The organism is Yimella sp. NH-Cas1, from assembly GCF_022359705.1.
Lineage (GTDB): Bacteria > Actinomycetota > Actinomycetes > Actinomycetales > Dermatophilaceae > Yimella > Yimella lutea.
The window spans coordinates 2,427,792-2,448,878 of sequence record NZ_JAKSGG010000003.1; the positions used below are offsets into that span (position 1 = coordinate 2,427,792).

At 67.2% G+C, this 21,087-nt stretch carries 18 protein-coding genes; 1 reads left to right on the plus strand and 17 read right to left on the minus strand.

Translation table 11 applies throughout. The features are described from left to right. Positions 1 to 42 precede the first annotated feature (42 nt). Positions 43 to 801 carry an enoyl-CoA hydratase/isomerase family protein gene (locus MF407_RS11960; protein WP_239702411.1) on the minus strand — a complete coding sequence of 253 codons (759 nt, stop codon included), beginning with the start codon at positions 799 to 801 and terminating at the stop codon, positions 43 to 45. A 77-nt stretch (positions 802 to 878) separates the two neighbouring features. Here MF407_RS11960 and rarD point away from each other — a divergent pair, with 77 nt between their 5' ends. Then, positions 879 to 1,811: an EamA family transporter RarD gene (gene rarD / locus MF407_RS11965; RefSeq protein ID WP_239702412.1), complete on the plus strand. Its 933-nt coding sequence runs from the start codon at positions 879 to 881 to the stop codon at positions 1,809 to 1,811. 110 nt (positions 1,812 to 1,921) lie between these two features. On the opposite strand, the gene MF407_RS11970 is transcribed toward rarD, so the two are convergent. The 16 genes from MF407_RS11970 to MF407_RS12045 form a co-directional block, all read right to left on the minus strand. Then, positions 1,922 to 3,220 (minus strand): D-arabinono-1,4-lactone oxidase, encoded by a 1,299-nt coding sequence (locus MF407_RS11970; protein ID WP_239702413.1) that lies wholly within the window; start codon positions 3,218 to 3,220, stop codon positions 1,922 to 1,924. Beyond that, positions 3,213 to 4,358, minus strand: a complete 1,146-nt coding sequence (locus MF407_RS11975) for an alanine racemase (RefSeq protein WP_239702414.1) — start codon at positions 4,356 to 4,358, stop codon at positions 3,213 to 3,215. Before MF407_RS11975 ends, MF407_RS11970 begins: the two co-directional genes overlap by 8 nt. Continuing rightward, a complete protein-coding gene (locus tag MF407_RS11980) occupies positions 4,355 to 4,966 on the minus strand; it encodes a TetR/AcrR family transcriptional regulator (RefSeq protein WP_129625263.1) in 612 nt (203 codons plus the stop codon). Before MF407_RS11980 ends, MF407_RS11975 begins: the two co-directional genes overlap by 4 nt. 151 nt (positions 4,967 to 5,117) lie before the next feature. Next, the gene (locus MF407_RS11985; protein WP_129625262.1) at positions 5,118 to 6,128 is read right to left on the minus strand and encodes a polyprenyl synthetase family protein; all 1,011 of its coding nucleotides are present in this window, start codon (positions 6,126 to 6,128) and stop codon (positions 5,118 to 5,120) included. A gap of 7 nt (positions 6,129 to 6,135) precedes the next feature. Continuing rightward, complete coding sequence (gene nuoN / locus MF407_RS11990; RefSeq protein ID WP_129625261.1) at positions 6,136 to 7,677, minus strand: NADH-quinone oxidoreductase subunit NuoN; 1,542 nt, start codon at positions 7,675 to 7,677, stop codon at positions 6,136 to 6,138. Further along, entirely contained in the window at positions 7,677 to 9,224 is a 1,548-nt protein-coding gene (locus tag MF407_RS11995; RefSeq protein ID WP_129625260.1) for an NADH-quinone oxidoreductase subunit M, read from the minus strand. The genes nuoN and MF407_RS11995 overlap by 1 nt, the downstream gene beginning before the upstream one ends. Next, positions 9,224 to 11,080 carry an NADH-quinone oxidoreductase subunit L gene (nuoL, locus tag MF407_RS12000; protein WP_239702908.1) on the minus strand — a complete coding sequence of 619 codons (1,857 nt, stop codon included), beginning with the start codon at positions 11,078 to 11,080 and terminating at the stop codon, positions 9,224 to 9,226. Before nuoL ends, MF407_RS11995 begins: the two co-directional genes overlap by 1 nt. Positions 11,081 to 11,196: 116 nt before the next feature. Beyond that, complete coding sequence (nuoK, locus tag MF407_RS12005; protein WP_129625259.1) at positions 11,197 to 11,496, minus strand: NADH-quinone oxidoreductase subunit NuoK; 300 nt, start codon at positions 11,494 to 11,496, stop codon at positions 11,197 to 11,199. Continuing rightward, positions 11,493 to 12,284, minus strand: coding sequence for an NADH-quinone oxidoreductase subunit J (locus MF407_RS12010; protein ID WP_239702415.1), 792 nt, complete (start codon positions 12,282 to 12,284; stop codon positions 11,493 to 11,495). Before MF407_RS12010 ends, nuoK begins: the two co-directional genes overlap by 4 nt. After that, positions 12,281 to 12,961, minus strand: a complete 681-nt coding sequence (gene nuoI, locus MF407_RS12015) for an NADH-quinone oxidoreductase subunit NuoI (RefSeq protein ID WP_239702416.1) — start codon at positions 12,959 to 12,961, stop codon at positions 12,281 to 12,283. Before nuoI ends, MF407_RS12010 begins: the two co-directional genes overlap by 4 nt. Continuing rightward, positions 12,954 to 14,345: an NADH-quinone oxidoreductase subunit NuoH gene (nuoH, locus tag MF407_RS12020; protein WP_129625256.1), complete on the minus strand. Its 1,392-nt coding sequence runs from the start codon at positions 14,343 to 14,345 to the stop codon at positions 12,954 to 12,956. Before nuoH ends, nuoI begins: the two co-directional genes overlap by 8 nt. Then, positions 14,346 to 16,829, minus strand: coding sequence for an NADH-quinone oxidoreductase subunit G (locus tag MF407_RS12025; protein ID WP_239702417.1), 2,484 nt, complete (start codon positions 16,827 to 16,829; stop codon positions 14,346 to 14,348). It lies immediately after the preceding gene. After that, on the minus strand, positions 16,826 to 18,142 hold the full coding sequence (gene nuoF / locus MF407_RS12030; protein WP_129625254.1) for an NADH-quinone oxidoreductase subunit NuoF: 1,317 nt from the start codon (positions 18,140 to 18,142) through the stop codon (positions 16,826 to 16,828). Before nuoF ends, MF407_RS12025 begins: the two co-directional genes overlap by 4 nt. Then, positions 18,142 to 18,972: an NADH-quinone oxidoreductase subunit NuoE gene (gene nuoE, locus MF407_RS12035; protein WP_239702418.1), complete on the minus strand. Its 831-nt coding sequence runs from the start codon at positions 18,970 to 18,972 to the stop codon at positions 18,142 to 18,144. Before nuoE ends, nuoF begins: the two co-directional genes overlap by 1 nt. After that, positions 18,972 to 20,324, minus strand: coding sequence for an NADH-quinone oxidoreductase subunit D (locus MF407_RS12040; RefSeq protein ID WP_129625252.1), 1,353 nt, complete (start codon positions 20,322 to 20,324; stop codon positions 18,972 to 18,974). The genes nuoE and MF407_RS12040 overlap by 1 nt, the downstream gene beginning before the upstream one ends. Further along, on the minus strand, positions 20,324 to 21,037 hold the full coding sequence (locus tag MF407_RS12045; protein WP_129625339.1) for an NADH-quinone oxidoreductase subunit C: 714 nt from the start codon (positions 21,035 to 21,037) through the stop codon (positions 20,324 to 20,326). Before MF407_RS12045 ends, MF407_RS12040 begins: the two co-directional genes overlap by 1 nt. Between the last annotated feature and the right edge of the window lie 50 nt (positions 21,038 to 21,087).

Sequence of the window (21,087 nt, forward strand, 5' to 3'; positions counted from 1 at the left end):
TGCGCAAACTCTCGGGACGTTCAACCAGGGGCCGCGGCGCGTTCAGCGGCCCTCGAACATCGGCGTCTCGCGCGCGAGCGAGGCCTCGATACCCGCGGCCGCATCGGCGGTCTGCATGAGTCGTGCCTGCTCGTCCACCTCGCGCTGCAAGGCGGCGTCGAGGCCGGCGAGCAGTTCCGCACGCAGCGTCGAACGGATCGAGCGAACCGCCAGCGGTGCGGACGCCGCGATCTCACGGGCGAGCGCGAATGCCTCCTCCCGCTCATGTCCGTCGTCGGCGAGCCGGTCGATCAACCCGATCCGAAGCGCCTGCGTGCCGCGCACCGAGTGACCTGCGTAGAGCATGTACGCGGCGTGCTGCGGGCCGACGATGCGTGGGACAGTCAGCGATGTCGCGAAGCCCTGGTGGATGCCGAGACGGGCGAAGTTGGCCTGGAAGCGGGTCTGCGCCGACGCCACCCGGAAATCCGCTGCGCAGGCCAGCCCGAGTCCACCACCGACCGCGGCACCTTGCACCGCCGCCACCACCGGAATCTCGAGCGCGAAGATCCGTTTGCCCGCTTCGTACAGTGCCGAGATCGCACCGTGCGGGTCGGCCCGGATCTGTCCGGCGGCGAAGTCGACGTCGGCGCAGAAGTGCTTGCCCGCCGACGCCAGCACGATGGCCCGTACACCCGCGTCCTGAGCGTGCTTCCCCGCATCTGCGATCGAGTCGAGTAGTTCGCGATCGAAATGGTTGGCCGGCGGACGGTTCCACTCGATCAACGCGACGTGGTCGTCGATGGTGAGGTTCACGGTCATGGCGCCCATCCTGCCGCGCCGTGATCAGCGGCTGAAACGGTTCGATAGGCAGCCGATCGATGCCCTACCGTTCACTGGTGAGGCGCGAACGGGACGAGGTCAGCAAGGGCACGGTCTACGGGTTCGCGGCTTACCTGCTCTGGGGCGTGTTCCCGCTCTACTTTCACCAGCTGCTGCCGGCGGGCGCCTGGGAGATCCTGGTCCATCGCATCCTATGGACGCTCGTCGTCTGCGCGATCGGCGTCGTGGTGTTGCGACGAACCGCGTTCATCCGCAAGCTGATTCGCGACAAGCGGCGAATGGCACTGGTGACGATCGCCAGCCTGCTCATCGCGACCAACTGGCTGGTCTACGTCTACGCGGTCAACACCGGACGCACCAGCCAAGCGTCCCTCGGCTACTTCCTCAACCCGTTGGTGACGATCGCACTCGGCGTGGTCGTGTTGCGCGAGAAGCTGCGCCCGTTGCAGTGGATCGCCGTCGCGATCGGCGCGGTGGCCTGCCTGTACCTCACCGTCGAGGGCGGCACGTTCCCGTGGATCTCACTGGTGCTCGCGTGCAGCTTCGCCTCCTACGGTCTGGCGAAGAAGCGCATCGGCGGATCACTGTCGGCGTTCGAGAGCCTGGCGGCCGAGACGGCCATCCTGTCCCCGATCGCGCTGGTCGCACTCTTCCTGCTCGCCGCACGCGGCGACACCACGTTCGGCTCCGAGGGCGCCGGTCACACGCTGTGGCTCGCGTCGTCCGGTATCGCGACCGCCATCCCGTTGCTGCTGTTCGCTGCCGCCGCGTCACGCGTCCCGCTGGTCACCATCGGGCTGCTGCAGTTCGTCACGCCGGTGCTGCAACTGCTCTGTGCGGTGCTGTTCCTCGGCGAACAGCTGTCAACCGCACGCTGGATCGGCTTCGCGATCGTCTGGCTGGCCCTCGCCGTCCTCAGCGCCGACTCGCTCGCCAGCGCAGGCCGCTCCCGACGGTCGGCGAGATCGGCGCGAAACGCAAGCGTCTGAGAGACCTGCACGTCCGAAGCGGTTCGATGCTCTATTCGCTTCGTTCGCTGCAGAGATTTCGGCGCGTACGCCTTCGTCGCTCAGGCGTACGGCTCAACCAGCAGAGATGATCAGGCGCCGAGGACGCGGTCGAGGTAGGGGTTGGTGAACACCCGCTGCGGGTCGAGTCGGTCACGCACGGCCACGAAGTCGTCGAACTTCGGGTACACCTTGCGCAGATCGTCGGCGCCGAGCTCGTGCATCTTGCCCCAGTGCGGGCGCGCCTCGTAGTCGCGAAGGATGTCCCAGAACGCCGAGAAGTACTCCTCGTGCGGACGCGTGCGGAACTGGTGCACGGCGATGTACGCCGACTCGCGGTCGTAGGAGGTCGACAGCCAGACGTCGTCCGGCCCCGTGAAGCGCACTTCGACCGGGAAGCAGGTGGCCGACGGGTGCGCGCGGTGCCACTCGTCCAGCCGCTGCAACACCTCGACGGCGTCGGCTCGGGGCACGGAGAACTCGGTCTCGCGGAAGACGACGTCACGCTCGGTCGGGTACACGATGTGCGACCAATCGGTGTAGGTCTTGGCCGAGAGTGCACGAGCGGAAACCTGGTTGATCAACGACGTCGCCCGCGGAACACGTCCGGCGAACCGGTTGACCGCCTCGAACACCTTGTTCGACAGCAGATCGTTGTCCAGTCGGTCCTTCCACGCGGGCATCGGCGCACGCCTGGACTCCTCGCGGTGGCGCGAATTCGTCTTTGTCAGAACGCGATCGGTGTCGGGAAACCAGAAGAACTCGAAGTGGTCGTGGGCGGCGATGCGCTCGTCGACCTCTGCCAGCACCGTCCGGAAGGAAGCCGGTCCTTCCTGCGCGGTCAGCAGGTAGCGGGGCTCGCACTGGTACTCGATCGCGGTGATCACACCGAGCGAGCCGAGGGTCAGCGCGACGGCCGGCAGGAGCTGCGAATTCTCGCAGTCGCAGACGCGCAGCAACGTGCCGTCGGCGAGCACCAACTCCACGCCGCGCACCATGCCGGAGAACCCGGTGAAACCGACACCGGTGCCGTGCGTACCCGTCGAGGTCGCGCCCGAGAGCGTCTGCCGGTCGTAGTCGCCTTGGTTCGGCAGACCGAGGCCTGCTTCGTGCAGCGCGACCACGGCGTCCTTGAGGCGTGTGCCCGCACGCACCCACGCCCGTCCGGTGGAAGCGTCCGCGCTGATGAGCCCACTGATGCGGTCCATCCGCAACTGAATGTCGACCGGTTGGCCGATCGCGGTGAAGGAGTGGCTCGCGCCGATCGGCTTGACCTTGCGACCGGAGGCGAGCGCCTGCGCGCAGATCTGCTGGAGGTGCTCGACGTCGCAGACCTCGACGATCTCGACGTCGGCCGTGGCGGTACCGCTCCAGTTGCTCCACTCAGCCAAAGTTCTTCCCTTCGCCGCGATAGGTCGGGACGCGACCTGTCACCTGCCCGTCGCTGATCAGCACGATCTCGTCGAAACGCTCACACATCTCACCCGCCTTCGCGTGCCGGAACCACACCAGGTCACCGAGTTCGAGATCGCGGGCAGCCTTGCCGCGCAACGGACTCTGCACCTCGCCGGCGCCCTCCTGCAGGAAGTAGGACAGTCCGGACGGGTGGGTCGGGGTGGGCAGGCGCGAGCGGTCGGCCGCACCGGAGGCGAGGTAGCCGCCACTGAAGGTGACGACGACGTCGGCGCGCGGCTTGCGCGTCACCGGCGAGACGAACCATGCCGCGGGTTCCACCCGTAGGTCGTCGAAGCCGTCGAAACTGGCGGGCGAGAAAAGGCCTGAGCCTGCTGCGAGTTCGGTGATCGCCGGGTCGAGATGGGTGGTGTGCAGGCTGCCGGTGCCGCCGCCGTTCACGAACTCCAGGGACGCGTGCTCCTCGACCGCTGATCGGATCGCGCCGCGGTCACGGGTGAGCTGATCGAGCGACAGCTTCTTCACGATCCGCATGCCGGCCTTGTTGTCGGGCACTCCGGCGACCTGCGCCTCGTAGAACATCATTCCGACCAGCGCGAGACCGGGAGTTGCGGCCGCGTGCGCTGCGAGGCGGCCCGCCTCGTCCGCGGTGTGCACGCTGGATCGGTGCGCACCGATCGACAGCGCCACCAGCCGCAGCGAGCAGTCGACGTCGATCGAAACCCGCAGCGGCACGTCCTGAGCGAACCGGGCCAGCCAGTCGATGTGCTCGGGCAGATCGACCATGAACGTGATCGCTGCGGCCAGCGTGGGGTCGGCTGCAACGGTCCGCACCGATTCCTCGTCCACGGTCGGGTACGCGACCACGACATCGTCGATTCCGTTGCGTACCAACCAGATCGCCTCGGCCACTGAGTAGCCCAGCACTCCCTGGTAGCACTTGAAGGACAGCGCGCGTTCGATCAGCGATCGCACCCGGATCGACTTGGATGCGACCCGGATCGGCATTCCACCGGAACGGCGAAGCATGCCCGCGGCGTTGGCGTCGAAACGATCCAGATCGACGACAGCGGTCGGGACACCGGCCTTCGTCAGCGCTCTCCAGGGCTCGGTCAATCGGACCCCGCGAGCAAGGTGTCGATCGTCATTCCGAAGATGACGGCGTAGCCGTCGAGCACCTCGAGGGCCGCCTCGTCGTCGCCGTCGGCGATCCAAGCAAGGGCGACACCGTCGGTGACGGCAATGATCATGCGGGCCAGCGTCTGGCTCGGCAGCGGCAACTCCGGCACGGAATCCAGCAGGCGCTGCTCGATGAACCGGGCGACGGTCGCGAAGGAACGCTGGAACATCATCTTCGCCAGCTCGGGGCCAGGCTCCTCCTGGCGCACCAGGTGGGTTGCGAGCTCGTAGATCAGCCGCTGGCGGTCACGGTTGCCGCCGGCCTCGACCCAGTACGCCCGGAAGGCCGCGCGGATGATCCCGGTGTAGTCGTCGGGCGCGATTGCGCTGAGGTCGACCTCGAGGGTCGGCTGCGCGATCGACTCGACCACGGCCTCCAGCAGCGCGCGCTTGGATCCGAAGCAGTAGTGGACCGTGCCCAGGGAGACCCCTGCTTCGGCGGCGATGCGGCGGACCGTCGCCGCTTCCAGGCCTTCGTTGAGCGAGACCCGAATGGCCGCCTCGACCAGTTCGGTACGACGAATGGCCGCGGGAGTGCGTGACATGGGATTCTCCTTCTCCCGGTCTTGAACGGCCGTCCAAGACAATACCGGTGATTCCCGGATATTTCAGCACTCTTGATCGTGACGGGTGTCAACCGGCTCCGAACCGGCGCGTAGCACTATCCGCTCGACCACCGGGCCGAGTCCGCTCGGCTCAGGCAGAGCGTTCGGCAACTCCCTCGGGCAGCGCCCGCAGCGTCTGCACTGCATCGCTGTCCCCCAGCCCGTCCAAGAGCGCCCGAGCCGATGCCGCCACGGCGACGGTGTGCTCACGCGCCTGTTGCAGCGCCGGGTGGGCACGCAGCAACGCCAGCGCCTCGGCGTGCTCCGCGGGATCGGTGAGCGGCCGGGATACCAACTCCTTGAGCCGATCATCGGCAGGGTCGGTCGACGCCAACGCGTACAGCACCGGCAACGTGCGCACGCCCTCGCGCAGGTCGGTGCCCGCGGGTTTACCCGAGACGTCCGAACTCACGTCGAGCACGTCGTCGGCCAGTTGGAAGACCATGCCGACCAGCTCGCCGTACTTGGTGAGCGTCTCGACGACGTCGTCCGCAGCGCCGCTGAACATCGCACCGTAGCGAGCCGCGGTCGCGATCAACGAGCCCGTCTTGTCGGCGAGCACGTCGAGGTAGTGCGCCATCGGATCGGCATCGGCCGGGGCCTGACGGTCGTCCTCGATCTGACCGGTGCACAGCCGGACGAACGTCTCGGCCTGAATGCGGACCGCATCCGGTCCGAGCCCGGCCATGATCGCCGACGCCTTGCCGAACAGCAGGTCGCCGATCAAGATCGCGGTCGAGTTGTCGTACTCGGCGTTCGCGCTGGGGACACCGCGACGCAGGTCGGCCTCATCCATCACGTCGTCGTGGTACAGCGAGGCGAGGTGGGTTAGTTCGACACCCACCGCCGCGTCGACCACCTGCTCATTGCGTCCGTCACCGAGTTCGCAGGCCAGCAGCGTCAGCAACGGGCGGAACCGCTTGCCGCCCGCCTCGACCAGGTGCTTGGAAGCCCCGGCGATGAACGGGTCGTCATGCTGGACGACCTCCCGCAGCCGCGCGTCGACCTGTGTGAGTCCCTCGGCGAGCCGGGTCGCGAGCTCTTCGCTCGCGCCCGGCACACCGATGGTGGACGTGTCGGTAGGGCTCGTGGACATGCTCATGACCGGATCAGCGCAGGAACTGCGAGGCGTGGCCCGCGATGTCCAGCAACGGTCCCGGCAGCACACCGAGCGCCAGCGTGATCGCGGTACCGGCGGCCACCGCTACGGCGGTCAGCGGCGACGGCATCGCCACCTGGACACCCTCGGCCGGCTCGGAGAAGAACATCAGCACGATGACGCGGACGTAGACGAACGCGGTGATCGCGGAGACGATCACGGCCACGACGACCAACCACACCGAGCCGTGCTTGACGGCCGGCGCGAACAACGCGAACTTGCTGGTGAAGCCCGACGTCAGCGGGATACCCGCGAACGAGAGCATCAGGAAACCGAACACACCGGCCAGGATCGGGCTGCGACGGCCGAGGCCCGCCCACTCCGACAGGTGCGTCGCCTCGACGCCCGATTTACGCACCAGCGCCACGACCGCGAAGGCGGTGATGGTCGCAGCGCCGTAGGTGGCGACGTAGAACTGCACACCGGCGACCGAATCCTTGTCGAGCGCGGTCAGCGCGAGCAGCAGGAAGCCTGCGTGCGAGATCGAGCTGTAGGCCAACAGACGCTTCATGTCGGTCTGGGTGATCGACAGCACCGCACCGACGACCATCGTCAGCAGCGCGACGATCACCATGACCGGCTGCCAGGTCCACCGCATCGTGTCGAACGCGACATAGAAGACGCGCAGCAACGCACCGAAGGCGGCGGCCTTCGTACACGCAGCCATGAAGCCCGAGACAGGGGTCGGGGCACCCTGGTAGACGTCCGGCGTCCAGGAGTGGAACGGCACCGCACTGACCTTGAACAGCAGGCCCACCGCGATCAGGATGATGCCGAGGACGAGGACGGAGTCCTGGCCGCTCTGGGTGCCGACGGCGTTGGAGATCGACGCCAGGTCGAGCGTGCCCGCGAAGCCGTAGATCATCGCCGAACCGAACAGGAAGAACGCCGAGGAGAAGGCTCCCAGCAGGAAGTACTTCAGGGCGGCCTCCTGCGACAGCAGGCGACGGCGACGAGCCAGACCGGTGATGATGTACAGCGGCAGCGAGAGCACCTCGAGCGCGACGAACATCGTCAGCAGGTTGTTGGTCGAGGGGAACATCATCATTCCGGCGACCGCGAACAGCGTCAGCGGGAAGACCTCGGTGGTGGTGGCGCCCAGGCGCTCGGCCTGAGCCTCCTGCGGCGAACCGGGCACCGATGCACCGGACTGGGTGAACGCGTCCGCACCGTCGGAGGTGAAGCGCTCGGCCATGACCAGGACGGCCAGGAACGACAGCACCAGGATCGTGCCCTGCATCATGAGCGCCGGGCCGTCGATCACCAGGGCGCGACCGGCGGTCACACCCTGGTGGTCACGCGCGACGGTCACCAGCAGGACGAACGCGGCCACCAGGCCGATGAGGGTCACGGCGAGCTGCGCCGCGTACCTGGCCTTGCGGGGCGCGAACGCCTCGATCAGCACACCCACCATCGCCGCACCGAAGATCACGAACATCGGCAGCAGCGCCGAGTACTCGATCTGCGCCTGCGTGAAGGTATTGGGATCCATTACTTGGCGCTCCCGTCAACGGCCGCACCGGTCTTCGGAGCGGGGTCGGTCACCCCGACGTGCTGCAGCGTCTGCGTCACGGCGGGCTTCAACATGTCAAGGGCCGGCTTGGGGTACACACCCAGACCGATCAGGAAGGCGATCAGGACTGCGGCGACGACCTTCTCGCGGACGTCGAGGTCGCGCACGGCGGCGAACCGCTCCCCCTCCGGCTTCGGACCGGTCATCAGGTGCTTGTACATCAGCAGGATGTAGATCGCGGCCAGGATGACGCCCACCGCGGCGATCGCCGCAGCCAGCCAGTACTTGCCGAAGGTGCCCACCATGACCAGGAACTCCGAGACGAAGGAGTTCAGACCCGGCAACGCCAGACCGGACAGACCGGCGATCAGGAATACACCGGCGAGTACCGGGGTGACCCGCTGCCAACCGCCGTAGTCGGGGATGTTCTGGCTGCGACCGCGCACCACGAGGAAGCCGGCGAACAGGAACAACGCACCGGTGGTGAAACCGTGGTTGATCATGTAGAGGTTCGCGCCGACGTGCGAGGTGCTGGTCATCGCGAAGATGCCGAGCACGATGAAGCCGAAGTGGCTCACCGAGGTGTAGGCGATCAGGCGCATCATGTCGGTCTGGCCGATCGCCACGATCGCCGCGTAGATGATCGAGAAGACCGCCAGCGTGATGACCACGGGCGTTGCCCACTTGGACGCGTCCGGGAACAGCTGCAGGCAGAACCGGATCATTCCGTAGGTGCCGACCTTGTCGAGCACACCGACGAGCAGGACGGCGACGGCCGGCTTGGACTCGGCGGCGGCGTCCGGCAACCAGGTGTGCACCGGCGCCATCGGGGCCTTCACCGCGAACGCGATGAAGAAGCCGACGAACAACCACTTCTGGGTATCGAGCGGGATGTCGATCCCGGTCAGGCGGCTGACCAGGAAGCCGTGTTCCCCGCCGGGACCGGCCTGGAACAGGCCGATGACCGCGACGAGCATGACGAGTCCACTGGCGAGGGAGAAGATCAGGAATTTCACTGCGGCGTACTGGCGGCGCGGGCCGCCGAACTGGCCGATCAGGAAGTAGACCGGGATCAGCATCGCCTCGAAGAAGACGTAGAACAGGAAGACGTCCGTGGCGGCGAAGACACCGACCATGAAGGTGGCCAGCACCAGAAGCAGCGCGTAGTACGCCTTCTGCCGGCCGGGGGTGTCGTCCTCGACATCGCGCCAGGCGGCCAGGATCGCGATCGGCACCAGCACCAGGCTCATCAGGATGAGCGCGAGCGCAATGCCGTCGACACCGAGCGCGTAGGAGACACCGAACTGCTTGATCCAGGTGTGCGTCTCCGTCAGCTGGAACTGCTGACCGCTGCCGCCGGTCTTGAACTGGGTCGCCGCGGCGATGCCCAGACCGAGGGTGATCAGCGAGAACACCAGCGCGACCAGGCGCGCCGAGGCCGCGGCTGCCTTCGGCAGGCAGCCGATAACGATGGCGCCGACCAACGGCACGACGCCGATCGTCGTCAACCAGGGGAAGTTGGACATCAGTTGATCACCCACAGCAGACCGAGGATCGCGACGATGCCCACGAGCATCGTTGTCGCGTAGGAGCGGACAAAACCGTTCTGCAGCTTCGCCAGGCGCGAGGAGCTGCCGCCGATCATCGCGGCCGTGCCGCCGACGGCGCCGTCGATGCCCTTGTTGTCGGCGAAGACCAGCGAGCGGGTCAGGTGCAGGCCGGGACGAGCGAACGCGGCCTCGTTGAGGTCGTCCTGGAACAGGTCGCGACGCGCGGCACGCGTGGCGAACGAACCGACCGGCGGCGTCACGGGGACGTCGTCGCGCCAGTAGCGCATCCACGCCAGGGCCACACCCACGGCGACGAACAGGATCGTCAGCGCCATGATCACCGGGATCGCGATGACCGGGTGCTCACCCTCAGGGTGGGCGCCGACCACCGGCTCCAGCCAGTGCGGGAAGTCCAGCAGCGTGAGGGCCAGACCGAGGAAGGCCGAACCGACCGCGAGGATCATCATCGGCACCGTCATCGACAGCGGCGACTCGTGCGGGTGGACGTCGTCGGTCCAGCGGCGCTTGCCGTGGAAAGTCATGAAGAACAGACGCGACATGTAGAACGCGGTGATACCCGCGCACAGCAGCGTCGCCCCGCCGAAGACCCACGGACGCCAGCCCTCGCCGATGAACGCGGCCTCGATGATCTTGTCCTTGGACCAGAAACCGGACAGACCCGGCACACCGATGATCGCCAGCCAGCCGAGGCCGAAGGTGATCCAGGTGATCTTCATGACCGAGGACAGCCCGCCGAAGCGGCGCATGTCGACCTGATCGTTCATTCCGTGCATGACCGAACCGGCACCGAGGAACATGCCCGCCTTGAAGAAGCCGTGCGTGACCAGGTGGAAGATCGCGAACGCGTACCCGACCGGGCCGAGACCGGCGGCCAGGATCATGTAACCGATCTGCGACATCGTCGAGGCGGCCAGCGCCTTCTTGATGTCGTCCTTGGCACATCCCACGATCGCACCGAACATCAACGTGATCGCACCCACGATGCAGACCGCGAGACGGGCGTCCGGGGTGGCGTCGTAGATGACATTGCTGCGGACGATGAGGTACACACCCGCGGTCACCATGGTGGCCGCGTGGATCAGCGCCGAGACCGGCGTCGGGCCGGCCATCGCATCGCCCAGCCAGGCCTGCAGCGGGAACTGCGCCGACTTACCGCAGGCGGCGACCAGCAGGAAGATTCCCATCGCGGTGAGCGCGCCCTTGCCGGCTCCGGCGACCTGCTCGTTGACTCCGGCGAAGTCGACGCGGCCGAAGGTGGCGAACATCGTGAACATCGCCAGCAGCAGACCGAAGTCACCGACACGGTTCATGATGAACGCCTTGTTGGCGGCGGTCGCGTACGCCGGGTTCCAGTTCCAGAAACCGATCAGCAGGTAGGAGGCCAGACCCACGCCTTCCCAGCCGAGGAACAGACCGACGTAGGAGTCGGCGAGCACCAGCGTCAGCATCGCGGCGATGAAGAGGTTCAGGTAGGCGAAGAACCGGCGCTTGTCCGGGTCGTGCTCCATGTAGCCCAGGGAGTACACGTGGATCAGCGAGCCGACGAAGGTGATCAGCATGACGAAGGTCATCGACAGCTGGTCCATCAGCAGGCCGAAGTCGACGTTCAGCGCGCCGGCGTCGATCCACGAGAACAGCTTCAGGTGCGCTGCGCGGTCGTGGCTGTCCTTGCCGAGCATGCCGAGCAGGACGGCGAGGCCGACGCCGAAGGAGGCCCAGGACAGCACGGTCGCCAGCAGCGGACCGATCTTGTCCAGCTTGCGTCCGCCGAGCAGCAGCACGGCAGCACCCAGCAACGGCAACGCGATCATCAGCCAGCCCAGGGACGCGATGCCCTCGGCGGCGTGTGCGGTCTGCGCCTCGCCGGACGCCAGGACGGCGCCCTGGACAGAGGTCGTGAGGAAGTTCAACTCAAGTCACCGTTCCCTTAGAACTTCAGCAAGTTCGCGTCGTCGACGGAGGCCGAGCGGCGCGCCCGGAAGATCGCCATGATGATCGCTAGGCCGACCACGACCTCGGCGGCCGCGACCACCATCACGAACAGTGCGATGGCCTGCCCGTCGACCGTGCCGTGCATGCGCGCGAAGGTGACGAACGCCAGGTTCGCCGCGTTGAGCATCAGCTCGACGCCCATGAAGACGATGATCGCGTTGCGCCGCAGCAGGACCGTCGTCGCGCCGATCGCGAACAGGATCACCGACAGGTAGATGTAGACCATGGGGCTCATCGGTCCGTACCTCCGTCGTAACGAGTCATGTCGCCGGTCTCGCCCTCGAGCTCCTTGCTCGCGGCGACCAGCTCACCGGTGGAGGCCACCTGGCCACGGGCCTTGAGGACGCGCGACACCGACTTCTCGGCGATCGATCCGTCGGGCAGCAGGGCCGGGGTGTCGACCGCGTTGTGGCGGGCGTAGACACCCGGCACCGGCAGACCCGCGACGTCCTTGCCGCTCTTGATGCGAGCTCGCGACCAGTCGGCCTGGGTCGGCTTGGCGGTCAGGCGCTCACGGTGCGCGAGCACCATCGAGCCGAGGGCGGCGGTGATCAGCAGCGCCGAGGTGACCTCGAAGGTCCACACGTACTGGCCGAAGATCAGGTTGGCCATGCTGCTGACGTTGCCCTGCTCGTTGACCTTGTCCAGGCCGGTGAACGGACCGAAGTTCGCCTTGGCGACCGCGGCGACGCCGAGTGCGGCCAGCGCGAGGCCCAGCAGCAGACCGGCGACCCGCTGACCCTTGATCGTCTCGACCAGGGAGTCGGAACTGTCGACACCGACCAGCATGACGACGAACAGGAACAGCATCATCACGGCGCCGGAGTACACGAAGATCTGGATGACACCCAGGAACTCGGCGTTCTGGGCGATGTAGAAGACACCCATCCCGACCATCGTCAGGGCCATCCCCATCGCGGCGTGCACCGCCTTGCGGGCGAACAACAGAGCGAGCGCACCGAAGACGGTCAGCGGTGCGAGGAAGAAGAAGAGCGTCGACTCGGCTCCACCGAGGTTGCTCACGGGCGTCCCTCCCCTGCGTAGCGGCCGGCCTCGTGGTGCTCGACCGGGGTTTCGTCGGGCTCGTCGACGACGGTGTCGCCGCCGCGCTGCTCGACCCACTCGCGCTGTTCGTCCGTGGCGCCCTGCACCTTGCCCTGGTAGTAGTCGCGCTCCTCCATGCCCTCAACCATCGGGTGCGGCGCGGGCAGCATGCCCGACAGCACCGGAGCCAGCAGCTGCTCCTTGGTGAAGATGAGGTCAGCGCGGTTGTTGTCGGCCAGTTCGTACTCGTTGGTCATCGTCAGCGCGCGCGTCGGGCAGGCCTCGATGCACAGGCCGCAGAAGATACAGCGCAGGTAGTTGATCTGGTAGACGCGGCCGTACCGTTCGCCGGGGCTGAAGCGCTCACCTTCGGCGTCATTGTTGTCCGCGCCTTCCACGAAGATCGCGTCGGCCGGGCAGGCCCACGCGCACAGCTCGCAGCCGACGCACTTCTCCAGCCCGTCCGGGTGACGGTTGAGCTGGTGACGCCCGTGGAAGCGCAGCTGGGTCGGCCGCTTCTCCTCCGGGTACTCCTGCGTCTCGATCTTGCGGAACATGGTTGCGAAGGTGACGCCGAAGCCCGCGATGGGCGCGAACAGGTCGGAGAGGAATCCGCCCTTCTCGCCGTCGTCGTCAGGCTTTTTCTGGTCAGCCACGGGACTCCTCCTGGAGGGTGGTGTCGGTGCTGTGGGCGCTCGACCGGACGCTCGAGGAGGTCAGGCTGGGCGCGGGTTCGACCAGGCGCTGGCCCGGCAGAGGCGGTACGGGGTGACCGCCGGCGAACGGATCGATCTCGTCCGGCACCTGCCGGACCTCGGTCTCCTTGCGTGCCTGCTTGGCATCCCAAGCCCATGCGGCACCGAGGACGGCGAGCGCGATCAGGCTGGTTACCAACAGCGTTGCCCGCGGGATGTCGAAGCCGGCGAAGGAGATCCGGTTGTCACCGAGGAAGCCGAGCTGGGAGGCGCGGATGAACGCGACCGCGACGACCCAGAGCAGGGTGACCGGGATGAGCACCTTCCAGCCGAGCTTCATGAACTGGTCGTACCGGACACGCGGCAACGAACCACGCAGCCAGACGAAGAAGAACATGAACGTCCACAGTTTCAGGCTGAACCACAACAGGCCCCACCAGCCGCCGTTGAGCATGCCGTCACCGATCATCGCGATGAACGGGGGCGCCTGCCAGCCGCCGAGGAACAGCGTGGTCGCCAACGCGGAGACGGTGAACATGTTGACGTACTCACCCAGGAAGAACATCGCGAACTTCAGTGAGGAGTACTCGGTGTGGAAACCACCGGTGAGCTCGCCCTCACCCTCGGCGAGATCGAACGGCAGACGGTTGGTCTCACCGACCATGGTGATCAGGTAGACGAAGAAAGAGAAGAACGCCGGGATGATGTACCACAGGCTCTTCTGCGCGTAGACGATCTGACTGGTCGACATCGAGCCGGCGTACAGGAACACCGCGACCAGCGCGAGGCCCATCGCGATCTCGTAGGAGATGACCTGGGCCGAGGAACGCAGGCCACCCAGCAGCGGGTAGGTCGAACCGGAGGACCAACCGGCGAGCAGGATGCCGTACACACCCACACCCGCCACCGCGAGCACGAGCAGCACCGCCACCGGAGTGTCGGTCAGCTGCAGCGGGGTGCGGTGACCGAACATCCACACCTCGTTCGACAGCGGGATGATCGCGAACGCGACGAACGCCATCGCACCGGCGATCATCGGAGCCAGCATGAACATCAGCTTGTCGGCGTTCTTGGGGGTGACGTCTTCCTTCAGCGCCAGTTTCACACCGTCGGCCAGCGTCTGCAGCAAACCGAAGGGGCCGGCACGGTTCGGGCCCGGACGCTGCTGCATCCGGCCGATGACGCGACGCTCGAACCAGATGACGATCAGCGTGTTCACCAGCAGGAACACGAACAGCAGGACCGCCTTGACCAGCGACAGCCACCACGGGGTGTCGCTGAAGTCGGCCACCGGGTTGTCGGTGGCGGCCGGGACGGCCGTCAGGAGGTGAGCCACGGAGTTCACTCAGGCACCTGCCTTGCGCAGTGCGACGGCCGCACCGGCGTCGACGTCGAGCGTCGAACGCACCGTGCTTTCGTCGGAGTTGGTCGGCACCCAGACCACGTGGTCGGGCATGGCGGTGATCAACACCGGGAGGGTGATGGCACCGGACTTGGTGGAGACCTGCACCAGATCGCCGTCGACCACGCCCGCGCCGGACGCGGTGGCCTGCGACATGCGAGCCACCGCCGGACGGCGGGTGCCGGCCAGGAACGGTTCGCCGTCCTGGAGCACTCCGTTGTCGAGCAGCTGCGCCCAGGTGGCCAGGATCGCCTCGCCGACCAGCGGACGCGGGGCGCCGCCGGCCTTGGCACGCGGACGCACCGCGCGGGTGCCGGTCCACGGACCGAGTTCGTCCATCTCCGCGCGGATCTGGTCGATCGTGCGGGTGCCGAGGAACTCGCCCATCTCGGCGGCGAGCAGGTCGAGCACGCGGTAGTCGCTCATCGACTGGGTGTCGATCGCACGCTGGAACGGGCGGACGCGGCCTTCCCAGTTGACATAGGCGCCGGACTTCTCCTGCTGCGGGGCGACCGGCAGGATCACGTCGGCGTACTGCGCGACCTCGTTGTCGCGGATCTCCAAAGAGACCACGAACGCGTTGGTCAGACCCTGGCGAACGGTTCCCTGACCGGTGAGGTCGCGCGGGTCGACGCCGGCCACGACGAGCGCGGACAGGTCGCCGGACGCGGCAGCGGCCAGCATCGAGCCGGTGTCACGGCCCGGCGTCGAGGGCAGGTCGCCCTCGCCCCAGACGGTCGCGACCTGATCGCGGGCAGCGGAGTCGGTGACATCGCGGCCACCGGGCAGCAGGGTCGGGAACGCACCGACTTCGAGCGCACCGCGCTCCCCCGCGCGACGCGGGACCCAGGCCAGGCGGCCCTTCTTGGACGCGGCGAATGCGGCGGCCGCGGACAGCGCACCCGGCGAAGCGGCCATGCGCTCACCCACGAGCACGATCACGTCACCCTCGATCGGGTTCGACTTGGCCAGTTCGGTGTTGAGGTCGCCCAGGGCGTCCAGCACCTCCGCCTCGGTGCCCGGAGCGGTCGGCACCAACGTGCCACCCATCTTCTCCAGACCGCGGCTGGCGTAGGAGGCCAGCGAGAGCACGTTGACGTTGTTCTTGCGGAAGCCCTTGCGCAGGCGCAGGAACACGATCGGCGACTCGTCCTCGGGCTCGAAGCCCACGAGCACGACGTTCTTCGCGTTCTCCAGATCGGCGTGCGTGACCGCGCCACCGGCGGGACCGGTCGCGACCACGGCGTGCGCCAGGAACTCGGCCTCCTCGACCGAGTGCGGGCGGGCGCGGAAGTCGACGTCGTTGGTGCCGAGCACCAGACGGGCGAACTTGCTGTACGCGTATGCGTCCTCGACCGACAGGCGGCCACCCGTCAGCACACCGACGCCCTGGGCGGCACGGGCCCTGGCGAGACCGTCCGCCGCGGCGACGATGGCCTCGGGCCAGCCGGCGACGCGCAGTTCACCATTCTCGTCGCGCACCATCGGCGTCTCGAGGCGGTTCTTGGTGGCGTACTGGAAGGCCCAGCGACCCTTGTCGCAGTTCCATTCCTCGTTGACCAGGACGTCGTCCATCGCCATGCGGCGCAGCACCACACCGCGGCGCTGGTCGGTACGCAGCGAGCAACCGCTGGCGCAGTGCTCACACACGCTCGGCGTCGAGACCAGGTCGAACGGACGCGCGCGGAAGCGGTACATCGCGCTGGTCAGTGCACCCACCGGGCAGATCTGCACGGTGTTGCCGGAGAAGTAGCTCTCGAAGGGCTGCTCCTCGTAGATGCCGACCTGCTGCAGCGCACCACGCTCGATCAGGGCGATGAACGGGTCACCGGCGACCTGGTCGGAGAAGCGGGTGCAGCGGGCGCACAGCACGCAACGCTCACGGTCGAGCAGCACCTGGCTGGAGATGTTGATCGGCTTGGGGTAGGTGCGCTTGATGTCCTCGAAGCGCGACCGGGCGCGGCCGTTGCTCATCGCCTGGTTCTGCAGGGGGCACTCGCCGCCCTTGTCACACACCGGGCAGTCGAGCGGGTGGTTGATCAGCAGCAGCTCCATGACGCCCTGCTGCGCCTTGTCGGCGACCGGGCTGGTCTGCTGCGTCTTGACCTCCATGCCGTCGCTGACCTCGAGGGTGCAGGACGCCTGCGGCTTCGGCATCGGCTTCAGCGAGCCGTCCGGACCCTTGGTCGAGACGTCGACCAGGCACTGGCGGCAGGCGCCGACCGGGTCGAGCAGCGGGTGGTCGCAGAAGCGCGGGATCTGGATGCCGAGCTTCTCTGCGGCGCGGATGACCAGGGTGCCCTTGGGCACGCTGACGTCCACGCCGTCGATGGTCAGGGTGATCTCGTCGGCCGCGATCGGGGGCGCAGCGTTGCCGCCCTTGTCGACGGCGTTGCCGCCGGCCGAGGGAGAGGTGACGGTCGTCATGCGGACACGGTCTCCTTCGTGTTGAACAGCACCGAGCGCTCGGGCGGGAACATCTCCCACCACGGCGTGTGCATACCGGCCTCGAACTCGTCGCGGAAGTACTTCACCGCGGAGGTGACCGGGCTGGTGGCTCCGTCGCCCAGAGCACAGAAGCTCCGGCCGAGGATGTTGTCGCAGATGTCGACGAGCTTCTCGATGTCGTCCTGGGTACCACGACCGTTCTCGAGACGGGTCATGATCTGCTTCAGCCAGAACGTGCCCTCGCGGCACGGGGTGCACTTGCCGCAGGACTCGTGCGCGTAGAAGTCGATCCAGCGGCTGACGGCACGGACGACCGAGACGGTCTCGTCGAAGATCTGCAGGGCGCGGGTACCGAGCATCGAACCCTCGGCGGCCACCGACTCGAAGTCGAGCGGGACGTCCCAGTGCTTGTCGGTGAAGATCGGCGTGGACGAGCCACCCGGCGTCCAGAACTTCAGCTTGTGACCGCCCCGGATACCGCCGGCCATGTCGACGAGTTCGCGCAGGGTGATGCCCATCGGCGCCTCGTACTGACCCGGACGCGTGACGTGACCCGACAGCGAGAAGATGCCGAAACCGGTCGACTTCTCGGTGCCCATTGCCTTGAACCAGTCACTGCCGTGCAACAGGATCGGCGGCACGGATGCGATCGACTCGACGTTGTTGACGACGGTCGGACGCGCGTACAGACCGGCGACGGCCGGGAACGGCGGCTTCAGGCGCGGCTGGCCACGACGGCCCTCGAGCGAGTCGAGCAGCGCGGTCTCCTCACCACAGATGTAGGCACCGGCGCCGGCGTGCACGGTGACATCGAGATCGAACCCCGAGCCGTGGATGTTCTTGCCGAGGTGTCCGGCGGCGTACGCCTCCTCCACCGCGCGCAGCAGGCGACGGTAGACGTGGACGACCTCACCGCGCAGGTAGATGAACGCATGGTTGCAACCGATGGCGAACGACGTGATCGCCACACCCTCGATGAGGAAGTGCGGCGCGGCCATCATCAACGGGATGTCCTTGCAGGTGCCCGGCTCGGACTCGTCGGCGTTGACCACGAGGTAGCGGGGGCCGCCGTCCGGCTTGGGCAGGAAGCCCCACTTCATACCGGTCGGGAAGCCGGCGCCGCCGCGTCCGCGCAGGCCGGAGTCCTTCGTCATGTTGACGAGTTCTTCCTGGCTCATGCCGAACGCCTTCTTCAGCGCCTGGTAGCCCTCGTTGTCCTCGTAGGTCGCCAGGGTCCAGGACTGCGGTGCGTCCCAGAACTTGGTGAGGATCGGGGTCAGCGTCGTGGCCATCAGTTGTCACCCTTCGCGGACTCTGCGGTGCCATGACCTTCGGCGCCCGAGTGGGGCTCCCCCGGCTGCGGCTGGCGACCGCCGGCCTCGGCAGTGGCCTGGTCGTCGGAATCGACGTCCTGCGCGCTGCCGGGTGCGGTCCAGTTGTGCTGCTTGGCGACCTTCAGACCCTCCAGGGACGCGGGGCCCGCGCCGACCCCCTCGTCGGCAAGGCCGTCGGAGAACCCGGCGAGCGTGCGCGAGACCTGCTTGAAGGTGCAGACCTTGTTCGGGCCACGGCTCGGACGCACGTCCTTGCCGGCCCGCAGGTCGTCGGCGACCTGCTTGGTGGCCTCGGGGGTCATGTAGTCGAAGAACTCCCAGTTGGCCATGACCACCGGGGCGTAGTCGCACGCGGCATTGCACTCGACGCGTTCGAGGGTGATCCTGCCGTCGGGCGTCGTCTCGTCGTGGCCGATGCCGAGGTGCTCGGACAGTTCGTCGAAGATCTGGTCGCCGCCCATGATGGCGCACAGCGTGTTGGTGCAGACGCCGATCGTGTAGTCGCCGTTGGGGTGGCGCTTGTACTGGGTGTAGAAGGTGGCCACACCTGACACCTCGGCGTCGGTGAGGTCGAGCTTCTCGGCGCAGAAGGTGACGCCGCGGCCGGTGATGTAACCGTCGACCGACTGGATCAGGTGCAGCATCGGCAGCAGCGCGGACCGCTTCTGCGGGTAGCGGGCCACGATCGCGTCGGCGTCGGCGTGCAATTGAGCCAGCTGCTCGTCGGTGTACGGCTCGGCGCTGGCGTGCAGTGGGGTCTTCTCGTGGAGCGGGCTCTCGGCGCTCATCAGCGGTCGACGCCTCCCATCACAGGGTCGATCGAGGCAACGGCGACGATGACGTCGGCGACGGCGCCGCCCTCACTCATCGCGGCCGCGGCCTGCAGGTTGTTGAACGACGGGTCACGGAAGTGCACCCGATGCGGACGCGTGCCGCCGGTGGAGACGACGTGGCAGCCGAGTTCGCCCTTGGGCGATTCGATCGCGACGTAGGCCTGTCCTGCCGGCACCCGGAATCCTTCGGTGACCAGCTTGAAGTGGTGGATCAGCGACTCCATGGACTCGCCCATGATCTCGCGGATGTGGTCGAGGCTGTTGCCCTGACCGTCGCTGCCGACGGCCAGCTGCGCCGGCCAGGCGATCTTCTTGTCGGCGACCATGACCGGGCCCGGGTTGTTCTCCAAGCGCTCGATGGCCTGCTCGACGATGCGGATCGACTGGTACATCTCATCGATGCGCACCCGCAGTCGTCCGTAGGCGTCGCAGGTGTCGCGCACGGCGACCTCGAAGTCGTAGGTCTCGTAACCGCAGTACGGCTCGGTCTTGCGCAGGTCGTGCGGCAGACCCGCCGAGCGCAGGATCGGGCCGGTAATGCCGAGGGCCATGCAGCCGGTGAGGTCGAGGTAGCCGACGTCGACCATGCGGCCCTTGAGGATCGGGTTCTCGTTCAGCAGCGCCTCGAGTTCGCCGATGCCCCTGCGCAGCTTCGGCAGCATCTCGCGCACTGCGTCGATGGTGCCGACCGGGAGATCCTGAGCCACACCGCCGGGACGGATGTAAGCGTGGTTCATGCGCAGACCGCTGACCATCTCGAAGATACGCAGGATGCGCTCACGCTCACGGAAGCCGATGGTCATGACGGTGGTCGCGCCGAGCTCCATCCCGCCGGTCGCCAGGGCGACCAGGTGGGAGGTGATCCGGTTGAACTCCATCATCATCACGCGGATGGTGTTGGCACGCTCCGGGATCTGGTCGGTGATGCCGAGCACCTTCTCGACCGCGAGGCAGTATGCCGCCTCGTTGAACAGCGGCATCACATAGTCCATACGCGTGCAGAACGTGACGCCCTGCACCCAGGTGCGGAACTCCATGTTCTTCTCGATGCCGGTGTGCAAGTAGCCGATTCCAGCGCGAGCCTCGGTGACGGTCTCGCCGTCGAGTTCGAGGATCAGGCGAAGGACGCCGTGCGTCGACGGGTGCTGCGGACCCATGTTGACGACGATCCGCTCCTCGTTGAGGGCGGACGCCTCCTCGGCGACGGAGTCCCAATCGCCGCCGGTCGCGTTGATGACCGGGGTGTCGTCGTCGACGTCGTGGTTCGAGGCGCCGAAGGGGTCGCGTTCGTTCGTGGCGGTCGACATCAGTTGTAGCTCCTGCGCTCGTCGGCCGGCGGAATGGTGGCGCCCTTGTACTCCACCGGGATTCCGCCGAGCGGGTAGTCCTTGCGCTGCGGGTGGCCGGGCCAGTCGTCCGGCATCAGGATGCGGGTCAGTGCGGGGTGACCGTCGAAGATCAGTCCGAACATGTCCCAGGTCTCGCGCTCGTGCCAGTCGGCACCGGGCCACACCGAGGTGATACTCGGGATGTGCGGGTTGCTCTCGGGGGCCGTCACCTCGAGGCGAATTCGCTTGCTGCCGTTGGTGATCGACAGCAGGTGGTAGACCGCGTGCAACTCCGCGCCCGCCTCCTGCGGGTAGTGCACGCCGGAAACACCGGCGCACATCTCGAAGCGCAGCGAGGGCTCGTCGCGAAGCGTCTGCGCCACGATCGGCAGGTGCTCACGGGTCACGAAGAGGGTCAGTTCCCCGCGATCGACCACAACTCGCTGGATCGCGTCGGCGAACGAGGCTCCCCCGCGTTTGTCGACCGCTGCAGCCAGATCGTCGGCGAGCTTGTCGAACCAGCCGCCGTACGGACGCTGCGCCTCGCCGGGGAAGAGCACCTTGCGCTCAAGACCGCCGTAACCGGTGGTGTCGTTGCCCATCGACGAACCGAACATGCCCTGGCGCTTCGCGACGACGACGGGACCGCCGCCCTCGCGGGTGTCGAGTACGCGGCCGTCCTCCTGAGCGATCTCGGTCTCGGGCTTCTGCTCGGTGGGCGCCGGGACGACCGGACCGTTCA